This is a genomic window from Catenuloplanes japonicus (assembly GCF_000717135.1).
Classification (GTDB): Bacteria; Actinomycetota; Actinomycetes; order Mycobacteriales; family Micromonosporaceae; genus Catenuloplanes; species Catenuloplanes japonicus.
This window is the reverse complement of sequence record NZ_JNXY01000034.1, coordinates 115,542-133,504: the sequence shown is the minus strand read 5'-3', so window position 1 is coordinate 133,504 and position 17,963 is coordinate 115,542. Positions and strand designations below refer to the sequence as shown.

Genomic DNA, 17,963 nt, shown 5'->3' with positions numbered 1-17,963 from the left:
AACGGCCACACCCGCAATTTTCCCGCACACGCGGCGCTCGGAAAAGCCCACAAACTGGCAGGGAGGAGCGCCAGCGACGACCGGTGCCCGCGGGAGCAATCGGAAAGCGACCACGCCGGAAGCGGGAAATGAATTATGTGATTCTGTTGCTCTTGGCGAGCCGGCCTTTCCCGGCCGCTTTCGCCTTGTAGAGCGCCGCGTCCGCGTCGCTGAGCATCATGCCGAGCGTGGCGCGGCCGGTGGGCTCGTAGGCGAGGCCGAGGCTGATCCCGACCCGGCCCTTGGCGGCGACGGCCTCGATGATGCGTTCGCCGATTGCGGCCGCGTCGCGGACCGGGGGCGCCGGGTGCAGGACCACGGCGAACTCGTCGCCGCCGAGCCGGGCCGCGACGTGGCCGGACGGCACGATCGAGGTCAGCACGCGCGCGACCTCGACCAGCACCTCGTCGCCGGCGGCGTGCCCGAACCGGTCGTTGATCTGCTTGAAGCCGTCGAGGTCGAGGATCATCAGCGCGACCGGCGAGCGCCAGCCGGACGCGTGCTCGTAGAGGAACGTGCGGTTGGTCAGGCCGGTCAGGTGGTCGTGGGTGGCCTGGTACTGCAACTCCGCGCGTTTCTCCTCGACCTCGGCCAGCAGCCGGCCGTTGCTGTGCAGCGCCAGGAACTGCCGCAGCAGTACCAGCCCGAACAGCACGGACATGGCCACGAGGACGTTCTGGTCGAAGGGCTGCGTGGTGGTGACCGCGAACGCGCCGAGCACCGGCAGGTACGGCAGTCCGCCCCGCAGGCCGGTCGGCGCGCCGCTCCACGGCGGCACGTTCATCGGCATCGGGAACCAGGTCATCGTGAGCAGCATGAACGCCCCGAGCACGGACAGCGGCGCGACCACGGTCAGGTCCACCGCGCCGTCGTAGATCACCAGCGTGCAGAACAGCATGGTCAGAGTGCCGAAGGCGCCGGCGGCGCCGGCCAGCATGGTGAACGCGTTCGCGCCCTCGGGGCGTTGCCGGGAGAGCAGTACCAGCGCGATCGCGATCGTGGCGATCTGCACGCCCACGACGACGGCGACCAGCGTGGTGAACGAGCGGCCCAGGTCCCGATATGCCGGATGCAGCAGAAAAGCCCACGCGGGTACGAACAGCGCGACCGCGGCCATCGCCCCGTCCAGTGCCATCCGCAGCCGCTCGCGCCAGGGCAGCGACGCGTTCGGCCCGGCGAGCAGCGCCACCAGGATGAGCGCGGCCGCGATGCCGCCGAGCAGCGATTCCGGCCGGACCAGCCCGGAGCCGGCCCCGGGCGGGGAGCCGAGCACGGCGGACCGCATGGTCAGCACCGCGCCGGGCAGCCAGACCAGGCCCGATGCAGCGACGATTCCCCAGGTCAGGCGCTCGCGTCCGCGCGCGTAGGCGGCCCGGCGGCCCAGTGCCCACACCGCGGCGGTGCAGACGAGCACGGACAGCGCGGTGACCGGTACGAGCAGCGGTCGCGCGAAACCGGTCACGATCAGCGCCACCTGCAGCACCACGCCCAGCCCGGCCGCCGCCAGGAGGCGCGCCTTCATGCCCGCTCCGATCGGCAGGCCCGGCCGTGATGTGAGCGGATCCCGAATGGGCGTTGATACACCCTGTCCGAACAGTGACAGGACGGGTCACGCTCCGTTAATAGAGGCAGAAGCTGTGGTTGATAGTGCGCGGAAATACGAGGGGGCGCGTTATGCAACTCGTTCTGCAAAATTTCGGATTCAACGCCGGTGGGTGGCGGGAAGAACGGCATCCGCGATTCGTCACGGATCTTACCGGGGACGGGGTCGCGGACATTCTGGGCTTCGGTGAGGCCGGTGCTCTGGTCGCGGCGAACAAGGGCGGCGGCACATTCAATGATCCATTCCTGGGCGTGGCGAATTTCGGTTTCACGGCCGGCGGATGGCGTGTCGACCGGCATCCGCGCATTCCGGCGGACGTGACCGGTGACGGCCGTCCCGACCTCGTGGGCTTCGGTGACGGCGGCGTCTGGGTGTCGTTCAACGACGGCAACGGGCGCTTCACCGGCCCGCGCCTGGCGATCCGCGACTTCGGCTGGACCGCGGGCGGCTGGCGGGTGGAGCGGCACCCGCGGTTCGTGGCGGATCTGACCGGTGACGGGCGCGGCGACATCGTCGGGTTCGGCAACGCGGGCGTGATGATCTCGATCAACAACGGCGACGGTACGTTCCGGGCGCCGCAACTCGTGCGCGACGACTTCGGCTACGACGCCGGCGGCTGGCGCGTGGAGCGGCACCCGCGGTTCGTGGCGGATCTGACCGGTGACGGGCGCGCGGACATCGTCGGGTTCGGCGACGGTGGTGTGTGGGTGGCCCGTAACGACGGCAGCGGCGGTTTCGGCACGCCACAGCTGGTCCTGGCCGATTTCGGCTACTCCGCGGGCGGCTGGCGCGTGGAGCGGCATCCGCGTTTCCTGGCCGACACCACCGGCGACGGCCGCCCCGACATCGTGGGCTTCGGCGACGGCGGCGTCTGGGTGGCCCGCAACGACGGCACCGGTGGTTTCGGCAGTCCGCAGCTGGTCGTCAGCGACTTCGGCTACTCCGCCGGTGGCTGGCGCGTGGAGCGGCACCCGCGGTTCGTGGCGGATCTGACCGGTGACGGGCGCGCGGACATCGTCGGGTTCGGCGACGGCGGTGTGTGGGTGTCGCGCAACGACGGCAGCGGCGGTTTCGGCACGCCACGCCGCGTGATCGCGAACTTCGGGTACACCGCCGGCGGCTGGCGCGTGGAGAAGCATCCGCGCGTGCTGGCCGACATCACCGGCGACGGGCGGCCGGACATCGTGGGCTTCGGCGACGGCGGCGTGTGGACCGCGCACAACAACGGCGACGGCACGTTCCAGACCGTCCGCATCCGGCGCGACATCTGGGAGCTGCAGGCCGGCGGCGCGTGGGACCCGATCACGCTCGCCTACGCGAAGGCGGTCCGCGCGCTGCGGGCGCGGGCGCTGACCGACCCGCGCGGCTGGGAGTACCAGGCCGCGGTGCACGGCCGGGCCGGGACCGCGCCCGCGGGCACGGTCTGGAACGAGTGCCAGCACGGCAGCTGGCACTTCCTGCCGTGGCACCGCGCGTACCTGTACTACTTCGAGGAGATCGTCCGCGCGGAGGTGATCGCGCAGGGCGGCCCGGCCGACTGGGCGCTGCCGTACTGGAACTACGCGGTCCCGGGCCGGAACTCGCTACCGCCCGCGTTCCGCCAGCGCACCATGCCGGACGGCACGCCGAACCCGCTGTTCGTGGCCGAGCGCAACCCGGCGATCAACAACGGTGCCACGCTGCCGTCCTCGATCACGAACGCCACGCAGGCGATGTCCCGGACCACGTTCGCGCCGCCGCCGGAGCCGAGTTTCGGTGGCGGGCGGACCACGCCGCAGCACTTCTGGTTCCTCTCCGGTGACCTGGAGCTGACGCCGCACAACGACGTCCACGTGCTGATCGGCGGCTGGATGGGCGACCCGGACCTGGCCGCGCTCGACCCGATCTTCTGGCTGCACCACGCGAACATCGACCGGCTCTGGTCGTCCTGGCTCGCGCTCGGCGGCGGCCGGTCCGACCCCGGCGACGCGGACTGGCGCGGCACGTCCTGGCGGCTGCACGACGCGTCCGGCAACCCGGTGACCATCACGAACGCACAGGTGCTCGACACCGCGGGCCAACTGGGGTACGTCTATCAGGATGGCGTCGCACCCGGCGCGCGGGTCCGGTTGGAGACGGTCATGAGCACAGGCGAGACGCCGGACGAGCCCGAGTTCGTCGGCGCGTCCGACCGGCCGCTCACGCTCACCGGCGACGCGGCCCGGGTCGAGGTGCCGCTGGACGCGCCCACGGTCACGGCGCGTGGCAGGGATGCCGCGCAGGTGCTGCTCAACCTGGAGGACATCGAGGCCGACCGCGCGCCCGCCACCGTCTACGAGGTGTACGTGCGCCCGATCGGCACGCCGTCCGCGACCCCGCACCACGTCGGCAACGTGTCGTTCTTCGGCATCGAGCACCTGGGCGCGGGCGAGGCCCCGCACGGCTTCCGGCGCACGTTCGACATCACCGAGTGGGTGGCCGGCCTGCGCGATCGCGGCGAGTGGAGCGATGAGGGCGCCGCGGTCTCGTTCCGCCCGGTGCAGGTCGAGGTGCCGCCGGACGCGCGCGAGCTGGCCGGCGCCGAGGCGGCCGTGGAGGCGCAGTCGCTCCCGGTCCGCATCGGCCGGGTGAGCATCTTCTATCGATGAGTAGATATCCGCAGTGGCCCGCGATGGCGCTCGCGGTCGCGGCCTGGGCAGCGTTGCTGGTCCAGGCCGTGGCCGCGGGGCCCGCGCACCACGCGACGCCGCCGACGATGGCGTCCTGGGTGCTGATGTGTGTGGCGATGATGGTGCCGGTCGTGCTACCCGCGGTCCGGCACGTCGCCGTCAACAGTCTGCGCCGCCGACGCTTCCGGGCGATGACCACCTTTCTGATGGGGTACGTCGTGGTCTGGTCATTGACCGGCCTGCTGCTGATCCCGCTGCTCGCGCTGCCACCGCGCCTTCCGCTGCTGGTCGGGCTGGTGGTGGCCGCGGTGCTGTGGCAGTTCACGCCGGCCCGTCGTGCCTGCATGCGCGCCTGCCACCGGACGATCCCGCTGCCGCCGACTGGGTGGCGGGCGGCGTGGGGCGCGCTGCGGTTCGGGCTGTGGCACGGCGCGGGGTGCGTGGGCGTCTGCGGTCCGCTGATGGCGATCATGGCGGTGCCGGGGACGCACCATCCGCTGTGGATGATCGGCGTGACCGCGGCGGTGCTCCTCACGCGCTATCCGCCCCGCGGCGTCTGGCGCCCCGGCGGCCTGGTGCTGGACACCCGATTCCGCGCGGGGATTTCCGAGTGAAAGGTGATTCTGGACCGGGATATCGCGCGTGCACAAAAGACCGACGGTGAGCATTGTGGACTGTCCTTTTTCGACCGGTGGCACATTCCGGGGAGTTGCGCGGGGAGGCGATTCCCCTAGATTGCTGTCAGCGCCGCAGAGGCGCCCCCTCGAGAATGGATGCGAACCGATGAGCGACTACTTCGACGACGCGATCGTGACCGAGCTCGACACGGATGGTGACGGCGCCGTCGACACGATCACGCATGACCTCGACGGCGACGGCAACCCGGAGATCACCGAGGTCGACCACGACGGCGACGGCGTGATGGACAGCGAGTACCAGGACACGGACTCGGACGGCCTGACCGACTTCAGCACGCACGACACCGACGGCGACGGCATGGTGGACACCACGCTCTACGACGGCAGCTTCGACGGTGTCGCGGACGAGGCCGAGATCGACGTGGACGCCGACGGCATCCCGGACGTCACGCTGCGCGACCTCGACGGTGACGGGTTCGCGGACCGGGCCTACCTGCCGGCCGACGGCGAGTCCGGCGAGTGGGTGACGGACGAGGGCGTCTCGGTCGAGGGCGAGGGCATCGCGATCGACCCCTACGCCCGCGGCTGAGTTCCTACGGCGCGGCGAGGACCGCGGGCACGCCCTTGGTGAGCATCTTCTTGCGGACGGTGCCGAGCAGCGTGGACATGAAGAAGCCGCCCGCGCCGGTGAATCCCGTGTGGTGCCAGGTGAAACGCGTGCCGCCCGGGATCGGCGCGAGCGTGTAGGTCACGTACGTCGCCTCGCCGCCCTCGTCGCCCACCCACGAGTACCGCAACCGGTGCGGGGCGTCGACCTCGAGCACCTCGCAGTCGACGATGCCGCGCCAGCCGGGCGTGGGCTTGGCGATGAAGCGGAACCGGGTGCCGGGCACCAGGGCGAAGCCCTCGGGGCGGCCGCCCTGCCCGGTCGTGGTCCAGCGGCGCATCAGTTCCGGCTCGGTGAAAACGGCCCAGACCTCCTCGACGGGGTACGGGTAGTCGCGCTCGATGCGGTATTCGCTCATGCCGCCCACCGTAAATTACAGCGACTGTAAAATTCAAGTGGGTGTAAAGTTTTGCCGGTGAGTCTCAGGGAACTGAAGAAGCAGCAGGTCCGCCGCACGCTCTCGGACGCGGCCGCGGCGCTGTTCCTGGAGCGGGGCTTCGACGGCGTGCGGATCGCGGACGTGGCCGAGGCCGGCGGCGTGTCCCAGAAGACGGTCTACAACTACTTCGCCACCAAAGAGGCCCTGATCATGGACCGGCTGGAGGGCACGACCACCGCGCTCGCGGCCGCGCTCTCCGACGAGGACCGCGATCCGGTCGACGCCGCGCTCACGCTCCTGGCCGCGGAGCTGGACGGCGTGCTGGCCATGCTGGAGGCCGGCGGTGCTCCGGCGCTGGCCGGCTACCGCCGCTTCGGCGAGCTGATCCGCACCACGCCGGAGCTGCGCGCCTACCAGAGCGAGATGGCCGAGCGGCTGGCGGTGATCACGGCCACGGCGCTGCGCTCCCGCACCGGCCGCCCGGAGCCGCAGATCGACGTGGCCGCCCAGGCCCTGGTCAGCCTGTGGCGCGTCCAGTCCACCAGCATCCGCCGCCACACCGCGCCGCCGCCCGACAGCGCCCGCCTCCACGCCGCGACGCCGCCGGACCGCGCCCGCCGCCACACCGCGCCGCCGTCCGACAGCGCCCGCCTCCACGCCGCGACGCCACCGGACCGTGCCCGCCGCCACACCGCGACGCCACCCGACCGTGCCCGCCTCCACGCCCTGGTCACTGCGGACGTGGAAGGGGCCGCCGAGGTGGTCCGCGCCGCCTTCGTCGTCCTGAGCGGTTCGCCGAAGGGCTGAGGCGTTCCCACTGACCCGCACGCCACGACCGTGATCCAGGCGTCGTTCACGTCGTTCCGGCGACGTCGAACGACGCCTGGATCACCGGAGGGGCGGCCGTAGGAGGCCAGCACGGGTTTCCCGGACCACGGCGGAACCGGCAGGGAGGAGCGCCAGCGACGACCGGTGCCCGCGGGAGCAACGCTGCCGGACCACGCCGGAAGCGGGAAAATGAACTGGATCTTGAAGTTGATCTTTTACCAGTCGTGCATGGAGCCGTCGAGGCGGCGGGCGACGGGGAGATATTTGGCGTCGTAGGGGAACGCGGCGGCGGTCTCGTCGTCGTAGGTGATGCCGAGGCCGGGCTCGTCGGAGGGGTAGAGCATGCCGTTCTCCAGGCGGGGCGTGCCGCGGAAGACCTCGTAGGTCTCGGCGGTGTGGCCCATGTGTTCCTGGATGCCGAAGTTCGGGACGGCGATGTCGAGGTGCACGGCCGCGGCGACGGTGACCGGGGAGAGGTCCGTGGCGCCGTGCGAGCCGGTGCGGACCTGGTAGAGCGCGGCCAGGTCGAAGATGCGGCGCAGGTGGGTGATGCCGCCGGCGTGCACGACCGTGGTGCGCACGTAGTCGATGAGCTGCTCGGTGATCAGCTGCTGCACGTCCCAGATCGAGGAGAGCACCTCGCCGGTCGCGATCGGCGTGGTGGTGTGCTGCCGGATCAGGCGGAACGCGTCCTGGTTCTCGGCCGGCGTCGGATCCTCCATCCAGAACAGGCGCAGCTCCTCGACGCTCTTGCCGAAGCGGCCGGCCTCGATCGGGGTGAGCCGGTGGTGCACGTCGTGCAGCAGGTGGAAGCCGAAACCGAACCGTTCGCGGACCTTGGCCAGGTAGGTGGGCGCGAAGTCGAGGTACGCCTCGGTGCTCCACGCCTGCTCGTCCGGCAGGTGCGTGGCGGCGGGCTCGTAGAGCCGGCCCTTGCGCACGCCGTAACTGCCGCTCAGACCCGGGACGGCGGCCTGCGCGCGGATCGCGGTGAAACCCAGCTCCTGGTAGCGGGCCACGTCGTCGAGCAGCGACTCCACGTCGGTGCCGCTGGCGTGGCAGTAGACCAGCACGCCGTCGCGGGAACGGCCGCCGAGCAGCTGGTAGACGGGCAGGCCGGCGACCTTGCCCTTGATGTCCCACAATGCGACGTCGACGGCGGCGATCGCGGTCATCGTGACCGGGCCGCGCCGCCAGTAGGCGCCACGGTACAGATATTGCCAGGTGTCCTCGATGCGGGCGGGGTCGCGGCCGATCAGCAGCGGCGCGAGGTGATCCTGCAGGTAGGAGGCGACGGCCAGCTCGCGCCCGTTGAGCGTGGCGTCGCCGAGACCGGTCACGCCGTCCGAGGTGGTGATCCGCAGGGTCACGAAGTTGCGGCCGGGCGATGTCACCAGAACCTCGACACGTGCGATCGTCGCCACCGGATCACTCCCTCGTCTCGTGTCGTATCTGTATACAGGCATCGATGCGGTTATGGTCGGCGCCGGTCCGTCGGCGTGGCTGAGGAAAGATCTGGGCGTGGCACACACTCATACGCACGCCTCCGAGTCCATGACGCCGCGGGCCCGGCGGATCGTGCTGGCGATGCTCATCCCCGCGGTGCTGCTCACGGCCGTGGGCATGTTCCTGCTCTGGCCGAGCGCGGCGGACCGGCCGGTCGCCCGGGACGGCGGGCCGATCGAGCTGAAGGCGACGGTGCAGGCCGTGCGGCTGACGGAGTGCCCGGCGCTGCCCGAGGGTGTGCCGGCCCCGACGGTGTGCGGGACCGTGCAGGTCAGGATCGACGATGGCGAGCAGGTCGGGGAGACGGTCGAGACGCCGGTCCCGGCCGGGCCGGGTGCGGCGGAGGTGTCGCCGGGTGACGCGATCATCGTGATGTACCTGCCGGACAGCCCGAGCGGGCAGGAGTACTCGATCGCGGACCACCAGCGGGCCACCGGGCTGTGGCTGCTCGCCGGCGCGGTCGCGCTGGCCGTGATCGCGTTCGGCCGGTGGCGGGGGCTGCGGGCGCTGGCCGGGCTCGCGGTCACGTTCGCAGTGCTGCTGGTCTTCGTGGTCCCGGCGATCCTCGGCGGCCGGTCCCCGCTGCTGGTCGCCGTGGTCGGCGCGGCCGCGATCATGCTGATCGTGCTGTATCTGACCCACGGGTTCACGCTGTCCACCACGGTCGCGGTCGCGGGCACGCTGGTCAGCCTCACGATCACGGCGGTGCTGTCCGCGCTCGCCACGGATCTGGTGCACCTGACCGGGGTGGCGGACGAGGAGACCGCGTACCTGAACATCACCCAGGGCGCGGTCAACATGCAGGGCCTGCTGCTGGCCGGCATCGTGATCGGCGCGCTCGGGGTGCTGGACGACGTCACGGTGACGCAGGCGGAGACGGTCCGGGAGCTGGCGTTCGCGAACCCGCGGTACGGCTTCCGGGAGCTGTACCGGGCGGCGACGCGGGTCGGGCGCGCGCACATCGCGTCGGTGGTGAACACGATCGTGCTGGCGTACGCGGGGGCGTCGCTGCCGTTGATGCTGCTGTTCGCGGTGGGCGGGACGCCGGTGACGGAGCTGCTGACGGGGCAGCCGATCGCGCAGGAGCTGGTGCGCAGCGGGGTGGGGACGCTGGGGTTGATCGCGGCGGTCCCGATCACGACGGCGCTGGCGGCGTGGCTGGCGGCGCGGGCGGGAGTGGCGGGGGATCCGGTGAGGCCGGTGGAAGCCTTGGACGGGCCGGTGCGCGCGGAGGAAGCGGCTGGTCCGGGTCAGCACGACGGGCCTGCGCGGCACGGTGCGGGGGAGCCCGGTGGGCGGGCGCAGCGCGGCAGGCAGGGGGAGGACGCTGGTCCGGATGACGAGCGGCCGTGGATGGCGTTTGTCGATCGGCGTGATCGCTGAGTCAGTCCGGGCAGCCGGCCGGCTTTTCCCGGCCCGCGGCGGCCTCGGCCGGGACCAGGATCCGGCACACCGACTCGAGCGCGGCCGCCACCGGCGCGATCGCGGACGCGGCCAGCACGGCGAGCACCGCATAGGGCCCCGCGCGCCGCACGCTGCGCGCGGCTCCCCGCACCCACGCACGCAGCCCGCGACGGGCGTCATCAGCAGCAGCCTGGCCATCCACACGTGACATTCAAGTGGTCGGCGTTCGGGCCGCGCATCGTTCCTTTGGCCATAGATAAAGCTCAAAGACCAATGCATTTCCCGCTTCCGGCGTGGTTGCGGTCCGCGAGCTCCCGCGGCCTCGGATCCGTGGGTGGTCAGGCAGACCAGGCCACCGACGCCGAAGTGGCTATCCAAGATCAGCAGGGGCGACGGGAGGATGGCGCGGTGAGTGATTATCGGCTGAGCGACGACCCGACCGAGATCGACGTGGACCGGGTGGTGGACTGGATCCTGCACGAGGCGTTCTGGGCCAAGGGGCGCACCCGCGAGGTGGTGGAACGATCCCTGCGGCACTCGATCCCGATCGGCGTCTACACCCACGACGGGCGGCAGGTGGCGGTCGCGCGGATCGTGTCGGACCTGGCCACGTTCGCCTGGCTGTGCGACGTCTACGTCGACCGCGACCACCGCGGCCAGGGCCTCGGCACCTCGATCGCGAGCTGGACCGCGGACTGGGCCGACCGCCACGGCATCAAGCGCGTCATCCTCTCCACGCTCGACGCGCACGGCGTCTACGCCAAGGCCGGCTTCGCCCCGGTCGCCCACCCGGACCGCTGGATGGAGATCGACAACCGCCCGCCGATCGGGGCCGCCGCACCACGCTGACCGGGGCCGAACCGTCACCGTGACGCACGAGGCCCGGCGGCCCCCGTGACCGCCGGACCTGCACGTCCTCCGTTGTGGACGGCCGTGCGTGATCAGTTGTAGCCGAACGAAAGTTGTCTGGCCCCTCCCCCGGGGAGCCGGACAAACAACAATGGACAACGCAGCGACAATCGACGATGGATGTCACCGCGTGATCCGGGGGACGAGATGCCGAGGCCTGAACGGCCGTTGGACGGGGCGGGCGGGCCCGTGGAGCAGTTCGCGGCCGGCCTGCGCGAGCTGCGGGACAAGGCGGGCAGGCCCGGCTACCGGCAGATGGCGGCCCGGGTGAACTACTCGGTGGCGACGCTGTCCGCGGCCGCGTCCGGGCGGCGGCTGCCGACGCTGGAGGTCACGCTGGCCTACGTGGCGGGCTGCGACGGCGACCCGGCCGAGTGGGAGCGGCGGTGGCGGGAGACCGAGCGGTTGACCGTGGCAACGGCCGAGCCGGACCGTGACGGGCCGTCGCCCTACCCGGGCCTGGCCACGTTCCAGGCCGAGGACGCGGCGGTGTTCTTCGGCCGTGGCGCGCTCGTCGGCGAGCTGGTGCGGCGGCTCGGGGAGCGGCGGTTCCTGGCCGTGTTCGGGCCGTCCGGCGCCGGGAAGTCGTCCGTGGTCCGCGCGGGGCTGGTCCCGGCGATGGGCGGGCCGGTCATGGTGATGACGCCGGGCGCGCATCCGATGGCGGAGCTGGCGGTGCAGCTGGCACGGCATGCGGGGGTGCCGGCCGGCGGGCTGCTCGCCGAGCTGCGCGAGGATCCGGCACGGGCGCACCTGATGGTCCGCCAGGGCGTACCCGGTGATGCTGATCTTCTGGTCGTGGTGGACCAGTTCGAGGAGACGTTCGCGACGTGTGACGACCCCGCCGAGCGGGCGGAGTTCATCGCCGCGCTGCTGGCCATGTGCCGGGAGCCGGACGGCCGGGCCCGGGTCGTGCTGGCCGTGCGGGCGGATCACTACGCGCGGTTCACCGAGCATCCGGCGTTGCTGGCCGCGCTGACCGACGCGCAGGTGCTGATCGGCGGCATGACCCCGGCCGAGCTGCGGGAGGCGGTGACGAGACCGGCCGAGCGGCGCGGCGCCCGGGTCGAGGGCGCGCTGGCCGCCACGATCGTGGCCGAGGTGACGGACAGGCCGGGCGCGTTGCCGCTGGCCGCGCACGCGCTGCGCGAGGCGTGGCGACGCCGGCAGGGCGCCATGGTCACGCTCGGCGGATACGAGGCGGCCGGCGGCGTGGCCGGCGCGGTGGCCCACACCGCCGAGCGGACCTACGAGCGGCTGTCCGCGCCCCAGCAGCGGGTCACCCAGCGCGTGCTGCTGCGCATGATCGACGTCGGGCGGGACGGGCTGATCACCCGCCGCCGCCTGCGCCGCGACGAGCTGGACACGATCGACCTCGCACCGGTCGTGATCGACGCGCTGGCCGCCGCGCGCCTGGTCACCACTGACCGGGACACGATCGAGATCGCGCACGAGGCGCTGATCCGGGCCTGGCCACGGCTGCGCGGCTGGGTGGAGACCCACCGCGCCGGGCTGCGCCTGCACCGGCAGCTCACCGAGGCGGCCACGGTGTGGGCCACGCTCGGGCGCGACGACGGCGCGCTCTACCGGGGGCTGCGGCTGTCCACCACGATCGAGGCGGGCATCCCCGACCTGACCGCGGCCGAGCAGGACTTCCTCGACGCCAGCCGCGCGCTGCGGGACCGGGAGGCACGGCACCGCCAGCGTCGCACCCGGTGGCTGGTGGCCGGGCTGACCGCGGTGCTGGTGCTGGTGTCCGCGCTGGCGACGGGGGCTGTGGTGTCCGCGTTCCGGGCGGAGTCGGAGCGGGGGCGGGCGGTCGCGCGCGAGCTGGCAGCCGGGGCGCGTGCGGAGCGGATGACGGACCCGGAGCTGGCGCTGGCCCTGGCCCTGCGGGCATACCGGCTGCATCCGGACGCGGAGACCGAGTCGGTGCTGCGCCAGGCGACGGCGGACGCGCGGGGGACGTACACGATGGCCGCGCACCGCACGGAGGTCTACTCCGTGGCCGTCAGCGGTTCCCAGGTCGCCAGCGCGGACATGGACGGCACGGTCAAGGTCTGGGACATCGAGGGGCGCACCCCACCGGTCGACGCGCCCGTGGACGGGACGGTCGTCGCCGCCGGCCCGGACGGGTGGCTGGCGATCGCCTGCGTCTCCGCAGGCAACGGATACAGCAGGGTCGTGCTGTGGCGGCCCGGTGAGGCCGGCCCCGGCCGGACGCTGCAACCGCTGATGCCGGCGTTCGTGTCCAGCGTGGCGTACAGCGCGGACGGCCGGTGGGTCGCCGCGGCCGGCGACGACCAGCAGGTCTACGTCTGGGACACCGCGCACAACGATCTCCGGACCACGATGGGATTCACGGGGGAGGCGGCCGATCTCGCGTTCGGGCCCGGCGGGCGCCTCGCGCTGTCGGCGAACGACGGCACGGTCCGGGTCTGGAATCTCGGCACGACGGACCCGCCCACGATGATCCGGCAACCGCAGGAGACCTTCTCCTCGTCCGTGGCGGTCAGTCCCGACGGCCGACGGATCGCGGTCGCCAGCAGCGAGCAGGTCACGGTCTGGCCGATCGACGGCAGCGCCGCGCCGGAGACGTACCGGGGTGAGGAGTACTGGTACACCAGCGTGGCGTTCAGCCCGGACGGGCGCCGCATCGCCGCCGGCACGGACGAGCGGACCGTGCGGGTCTGGGACGTCTCCGACGGCGCCCGCGGCCTGGCGATCCGCGGCCATCACGGCGCGGTGCGGGACGTGGCGTTCACCCAGGACGGCCGCCGGCTCGTCTCCGCCGGCGACGACGCCACGGTCCGGGTGTGGGACACCACCGCGGCCGCGGACCCCGCCACGGTGACGTTCCCCGCGGCGCCGCTGCCGGCGATGCTCGGCGACGACGGGGTCTTCACCGCGGCGCCGAGCGGGTCCGGCACGATCTCGGTCTTCCCGACCCGCACGCCGGAGCGCGCGTCGACGTTGCGTGACGCCCCGACCGGCAGCGCGTTCCTGGCCGTCAGCGCGAACGGGCGCAGCGTCGCCGCCGCACCCCTCGACAGCGAGCAGATCCTCTGGTGGGACACGACCGTGGGCGACCGGCCCGCCGTGCTCGACTGCGGTCAGCGGCTGGAGATCCTGACCGCCAACGGCGTCACGTTCAGCCGTGACGGAACCGTGCTCGTCGCCGAGTGCGGCGACAACGACATCCGGGTGTGGCGGGCCGGCGGCGGACCCGAGCCCGGCCGGATGGAGGGCGGCGGGCCGATCGCGATCAACGCCGATGCCACCCTCCTGGCGTCGGCACGCTGGCCGCAGGGCATCGTGCTGCGCGACCTCGACGGCCGTCCGGTGTGGACGCCGAAGGGGCAGGCCGGGCGTGCCGCGCATCTCCGCTTCAGCCCGGACGGCCGGCTGCTGGCCGTCGCGGGCACCGACGGGGCCATCCGGGTCTGGACCGTCGGCCAGGACATCGAGCCCGCGGTGCTCACCGGCCTGACCGGGCAGATCACGGGCATCGGATTCAGCGCGGACGGCCGGTTGATCGTCGGCATCGGCGGCAACGATGAGCAGATGCGCGTGTGGAACACGGACGGCGGTGGCGGTCCGCTCGTGCTGGAGCCGCCGGCCGCCTCGAGAAGCGTCGCTTTCAGCGACGACGGACGGCAGATCATCACGGTGTACGGGCAGCATGCGCGCTTCACGCCGTGCGAGGTGTGCGGGCCGGTCCGCGAGGTCATGGACCTGGCCGGGCGACGCGCGATCCGGGATCTCACGGCGGAGGAGCGGGCGAAATACCTGCATGAGCCCGGATAGCTCCGCGGTGTTCACGCGGCGGCCCCTTGAAGATCATCTTCGGTGATCAGACTGAGCGCCGCTTTCGACCGCTGCAATACCGGGAGTTCGACCCTTGAGTTCGCACAGCAAGCGCGCGCTGGTGACGGTGGCCGTCATCGGCGTCGCGGCCGGGACCGCCGTGTTCACGCCCAGTCCGGCGGTGGCGCATCCGTTCGGTGACCCGCAGACCGTGACCGTCTCGGCCGACGAGGCACGGCCGGAGGTCGTCCACGTGAAGTGGCGCGTCGGCGGTCCGGACGATCTGACCGTGCTCGGGGTGCAACTGGGGCTGCTGCCCGCGGACCGGGTCGCGGCGGACGGGACGGTCGACTACCGGTACGAGGACCCGGGCGTGGTCGGAGCATCGGCGCTGTTCACCGGCTACCTGCTGGAACGGATCACGGTCTCGGCGGACGGCGGGGCGCCCTGCACCGGGACGGTCGCGCCGGTCGCGGCGGTGGCGCTGAAGGGGGCGACGGCGGCGTACACCTGCCCGGCGCCGGTCTCCACCGCCACGGTCGCGGTGCGGACGCTGACCGACCTGCACCCGGCCTACCGCACGCTCGCGACCGGGCCGCACGGACAGCGCACCGTGTACGAGAACGACAACGACACCCACGACTGGGCGATGACCGGCGTGCCCGGGACCAGCCTGGGGCGCAGCGCGCTGGTCCAGCTCGGCGCCGTGATCGGCGGGCTGGTGCTCGCGATCCTGCTCCTCCGCCGCGTCACCGTCCGGCGCGCCGCATGAACCTCGCGGACCGCCTCCAGGACCTGATCCACACGCCGGGTGTCGCGCCGCTGGCGTTCGTGTTCGCGTTCCTGGCCGGTGCCGGGCACGCGCTCGCACCCGGGCACGGCAAGACGCTCGCCGCCGCCTACCTGGCCGGTTCCCGCGGCCGGATCCGCGACGCGGCCTGGCTGGGCGGGTCGGTGGCGGTCATGCACACCGTGTCTGTGCTGGTCATCGGCGTGGCGTGGACGTTCTTTCCGCTGTCCGCGCTGATGCGGATGGAACAGCTCACGTCCTGGCTCCAGATCGTCGCCGGGCTGCTGGTCCTGGCCACCGGCCTGTGGATGCTCCGCCGCCACCTCCGCGGCGGCCACCGTCACCACCATCACCACGGCCACTCGCACGGCCACGGCGAACCGGGCACGGGTGCCGCCGCTCATGATCACGGCGGCGGCGCCGGTGACGGTCATGACCACGGCCGCGGTGCCGGGCACCTCCATGATCACGGCGACGCGGCCGGACGTGACCCACACGGCGCCGGTCACGTCCACGTCCACGGCGGTGCCGCGGCGGAAGGCCACCACCACGCCGCCGCATCGGCCGAGGGCGGCGCCCTTCTCGTCCGCACCCCGGTCGATGATGCCGCGGGCGCCGTGGACCACGCACACGACGACGACCACGGCCACCACCACCATCATCACGGTGACGCGAAGCGGCCCGGTCTGTTCCTGCTCGGCATCTCCGGCGGGCTGACGCCCTCGCCGGCCGCGTTCCTGGTGCTGGCCACCGGCCTGTTCCTCGGGCGGGGCGGGTTCGCGCTGCTGCTGGTGCTCACGTTCGGGATCGGGATGGCCGTGGTGCTGTTCGGCGTCGGCGTGCTCGCGGTCGCCGGCAGCAATCTCGTCGCCCGCAACGCCCGCTCCCGCAGCACGCTCACCGTCGTCTCCCGGGTCACGCCCCTGCTCGCCGCCGGCGGCATCACCGTCTTCGGCATCGGCATGATCGTGGTCGCCGCCACCCAGCTCGCCACCATGCCCTGAGCCGCCACGTCCTGAGCCGCCGCGCCCGCGCCGACCCGGGCTGAGCCACCGCGCCGGCGCCGACCCGGCCCGGGGCGGCGCGGGCACGTCCAACCCGGCCGGCGTCCGCCGCGACGATCACTCCGGATTGGAGCGTTCCAGGATCTCGGCGCCCCCGGCGAACCGGAGAAGATCGGCGTCGCTGATCGTCAGGCCGCCGTTCACGGTGATCTCCAGCGTGGCGTTCCAGTCCTTCACGTCGATCGCCAGCGTGGTCACGCCGCTGCCGTGGGAGAGCGCTGCGTCGTACCCCCGGATCTTCTGGTTCGTGCCGTTGAGCTGCTGGCGTTTGCGCAGCACGACGCTGAAGCCGGCGCTGCCCGGCGCGGCGGACGACGTGCGGAACGTCATCCGGGACGCGGTCACCGTGTCCGTCACCAGTCCGGCGGGGCTGTAGGCGAGCTGGAACGGAGGCAGCGCCGCCGTCGAGCCCGTGGTGAGCGAGGTGGCGAGCGCGACGACCTCGTCCGGCGTGTACGTGTCGTCCGTCGCCAGCGTGATCCACCGCCCCGACGACTCCGGCCAGTAGAGCGCGAGCTGCTTCGCCGGGCTCACGTCGACGGTCCGCAGCGTGCCGGCGTGCCCGCGCACCTGCCGCGCGGTCTCGGTGGCCTCGGAGTCGCTGAATGTCGGCCGCGCGCCGGAGACCGTGACCGTCACGTCCGCGTGGTCGCGCGTGTCGGTCGTCTCGAAGAAGCCGACCAGCCGCCCGCGGTCCAGCGACGCGACCGGCGCCTTCAGGTCGTCGCGCGGCGGCAGCAGGTAGGGGAAGGTCGGCGCGGTCCACCCTTTCGTCAGCGTCACGGCGTCGGAGGCGACGGACGGGGACGAGGGCGGCGCGCTCGACGGGGTGTTGCTGGGGGAGGGGGATGACGACGGCGTCGGCGACGGGGGCACGGACGGTGACGTCGAGACCGACATGACCGGATCGGCCGGCGGCACGACCTCGGACGGCCGGCTCGTCAGCACGAAGACCGACGGGACGCCGAGCACCACCACGGCCGCGGCCGCGGAGAGCGCGGTGGCGACCCGCCGGCGGTGGATCTGGCGGGACCGGGTGTGCACCGTGGTCAGCAGGCCGTCGTCGGAGGGTGCGCGGCCGGCGGCGTCGTTCATCGCCTCCGCGAGCAACCGGTCCAGCTCATCCATCGCCGTCCACTCCTCTCTCGCTCAACATGGTCCGCATCTTGGCCAGCGCGCGGGCGGCCTGCGACCGTACCGTGGACATCCCGCAGCCCAGCAGCGTGGCGATCTCGTCGTCCGGCAGGTCGCAGTAGAAGCGCAGGACCAGCACGGCCCGCTGGGCGCGTGGCAGGCCGGCCATCAGCGTCCACATCTGGTCGCGGGCGAGCACGCGTTGCTGGGGTTCGTCGAGGCCGGGCGGCTCCGGCACGTCCGCGTAGGTCGCCTCCGTGGACGCGCGCCGCCGTCGCCAGGACAGGTACTGCCGCACGATCGCGGTGCGCACGTACGCCTCGGGGTGCTCCAGTGCGGTGACCTTGTGCCAGCGACGGTGCATGCGGGCCAGGACCTCCTGAACGAGGTCCTCGGCGAGGTGCGCGTCGCCGGACAGCACGTACGCGAACCGCAGCAGCGCGCGTCCCCTGCCGTGGACAAACGCGTCGAAGTCCTCGATCGTGGTCATCGTGGCCTGTTCGCCTCGACGCCGGAGGTCTCCGGCGCCGCGACGGGCGCCGGAGAC

Annotated in this window: 15 protein-coding genes; 9 read left to right on the top strand and 6 right to left on the bottom strand. The window is 72.5% G+C overall.

What is annotated here, in order from left to right:
• Nucleotides 1-133 precede the first annotated feature (133 nt).
• A complete protein-coding gene (locus OP04_RS39235) occupies nucleotides 134-1,561 on the bottom strand; it encodes a GGDEF domain-containing protein (protein WP_033345033.1) in 1,428 nt (475 codons plus the stop codon).
• A gap of 152 nt (nucleotides 1,562-1,713) precedes the next feature.
• On the opposite strand from OP04_RS39235, the gene OP04_RS50585 reads away from it, so the two are divergent.
• The 3 genes from OP04_RS50585 to OP04_RS50580 all read left to right on the top strand — a co-directional run bounded on the left by OP04_RS50585 (nucleotide 1,714) and on the right by OP04_RS50580 (nucleotide 5,517).
• Nucleotides 1,714-4,269, top strand: coding sequence for a tyrosinase family protein (locus tag OP04_RS50585; RefSeq protein ID WP_051799763.1), 2,556 nt, complete (start codon nucleotides 1,714-1,716; stop codon nucleotides 4,267-4,269).
• Nucleotides 4,266-4,904 carry a DUF2182 domain-containing protein gene (locus OP04_RS39225; protein ID WP_085067125.1) on the top strand — a complete coding sequence of 213 codons (639 nt, stop codon included), beginning with the start codon at nucleotides 4,266-4,268 and terminating at the stop codon, nucleotides 4,902-4,904. Before OP04_RS50585 ends, OP04_RS39225 begins: the two co-directional genes overlap by 4 nt.
• A 169-nt stretch (nucleotides 4,905-5,073) precedes the next feature.
• Entirely contained in the window at nucleotides 5,074-5,517 is a 444-nt protein-coding gene (locus OP04_RS50580; RefSeq protein ID WP_051799761.1) for a hypothetical protein, read from the top strand.
• Between the two features lie 4 nt (nucleotides 5,518-5,521).
• On the opposite strand, the gene OP04_RS39215 is transcribed toward OP04_RS50580, so the two are convergent.
• The gene (locus OP04_RS39215) at nucleotides 5,522-5,953 is read right to left on the bottom strand and encodes an SRPBCC family protein (protein ID WP_033345032.1); all 432 of its coding nucleotides are present in this window, start codon (nucleotides 5,951-5,953) and stop codon (nucleotides 5,522-5,524) included.
• A gap of 57 nt (nucleotides 5,954-6,010) precedes the next feature.
• Here OP04_RS39215 and OP04_RS39210 point away from each other — a divergent pair, with 57 nt between their 5' ends.
• Complete coding sequence (locus tag OP04_RS39210) at nucleotides 6,011-6,781, top strand: TetR/AcrR family transcriptional regulator (RefSeq protein WP_051799760.1); 771 nt, start codon at nucleotides 6,011-6,013, stop codon at nucleotides 6,779-6,781.
• 236 nt (nucleotides 6,782-7,017) lie between these two features.
• Here the strand turns inward: OP04_RS39210 and manD are convergent, their stop codons facing one another.
• Nucleotides 7,018-8,226 (bottom strand): D-mannonate dehydratase ManD, encoded by a 1,209-nt coding sequence (manD, locus tag OP04_RS39205; RefSeq protein WP_033345031.1) that lies wholly within the window; start codon nucleotides 8,224-8,226, stop codon nucleotides 7,018-7,020.
• Nucleotides 8,227-8,323: 97 nt separating this feature from the next.
• On the opposite strand from manD, the gene OP04_RS39200 reads away from it, so the two are divergent.
• A complete protein-coding gene (locus tag OP04_RS39200) occupies nucleotides 8,324-9,691 on the top strand; it encodes a YibE/F family protein (protein ID WP_232323903.1) in 1,368 nt (455 codons plus the stop codon).
• A 1-nt stretch (nucleotide 9,692) separates the two neighbouring features.
• On the opposite strand, the gene OP04_RS54015 is transcribed toward OP04_RS39200, so the two are convergent.
• Nucleotides 9,693-9,923 (bottom strand): hypothetical protein, encoded by a 231-nt coding sequence (locus OP04_RS54015; RefSeq protein ID WP_157240966.1) that lies wholly within the window; start codon nucleotides 9,921-9,923, stop codon nucleotides 9,693-9,695.
• 197 nt (nucleotides 9,924-10,120) lie between these two features.
• On the opposite strand from OP04_RS54015, the gene OP04_RS39195 reads away from it, so the two are divergent.
• The 4 genes from OP04_RS39195 (at nucleotide 10,121) to OP04_RS56070 (ending at nucleotide 16,222) form a co-directional block, all read left to right on the top strand.
• Nucleotides 10,121-10,561, top strand: a complete 441-nt coding sequence (locus tag OP04_RS39195; RefSeq protein ID WP_033345030.1) for a GNAT family N-acetyltransferase — start codon at nucleotides 10,121-10,123, stop codon at nucleotides 10,559-10,561.
• Between the two features lie 249 nt (nucleotides 10,562-10,810).
• The gene (locus OP04_RS48760; protein ID WP_051799759.1) at nucleotides 10,811-14,428 is read left to right on the top strand and encodes an nSTAND1 domain-containing NTPase; all 3,618 of its coding nucleotides are present in this window, start codon (nucleotides 10,811-10,813) and stop codon (nucleotides 14,426-14,428) included.
• A 94-nt stretch (nucleotides 14,429-14,522) separates the two neighbouring features.
• Nucleotides 14,523-15,200, top strand: coding sequence for a hypothetical protein (locus OP04_RS39185; RefSeq protein WP_157240964.1), 678 nt, complete (start codon nucleotides 14,523-14,525; stop codon nucleotides 15,198-15,200).
• Nucleotides 15,197-16,222 (top strand): HoxN/HupN/NixA family nickel/cobalt transporter, encoded by a 1,026-nt coding sequence (locus tag OP04_RS56070; protein ID WP_033345028.1) that lies wholly within the window; start codon nucleotides 15,197-15,199, stop codon nucleotides 16,220-16,222. The genes OP04_RS39185 and OP04_RS56070 overlap by 4 nt, the downstream gene beginning before the upstream one ends.
• Nucleotides 16,223-16,339: 117 nt before the next feature.
• On the opposite strand, the gene OP04_RS39175 is transcribed toward OP04_RS56070, so the two are convergent.
• Both OP04_RS39175 and OP04_RS39170 read right to left on the bottom strand, forming a co-directional pair.
• A complete protein-coding gene (locus OP04_RS39175; protein WP_033345027.1) occupies nucleotides 16,340-17,410 on the bottom strand; it encodes a hypothetical protein in 1,071 nt (356 codons plus the stop codon).
• Nucleotides 17,403-17,906: a SigE family RNA polymerase sigma factor gene (locus tag OP04_RS39170; RefSeq protein WP_033345026.1), complete on the bottom strand. Its 504-nt coding sequence runs from the start codon at nucleotides 17,904-17,906 to the stop codon at nucleotides 17,403-17,405. The genes OP04_RS39175 and OP04_RS39170 overlap by 8 nt, the downstream gene beginning before the upstream one ends.
• Nucleotides 17,907-17,963: the final 57 nt, after the last annotated feature.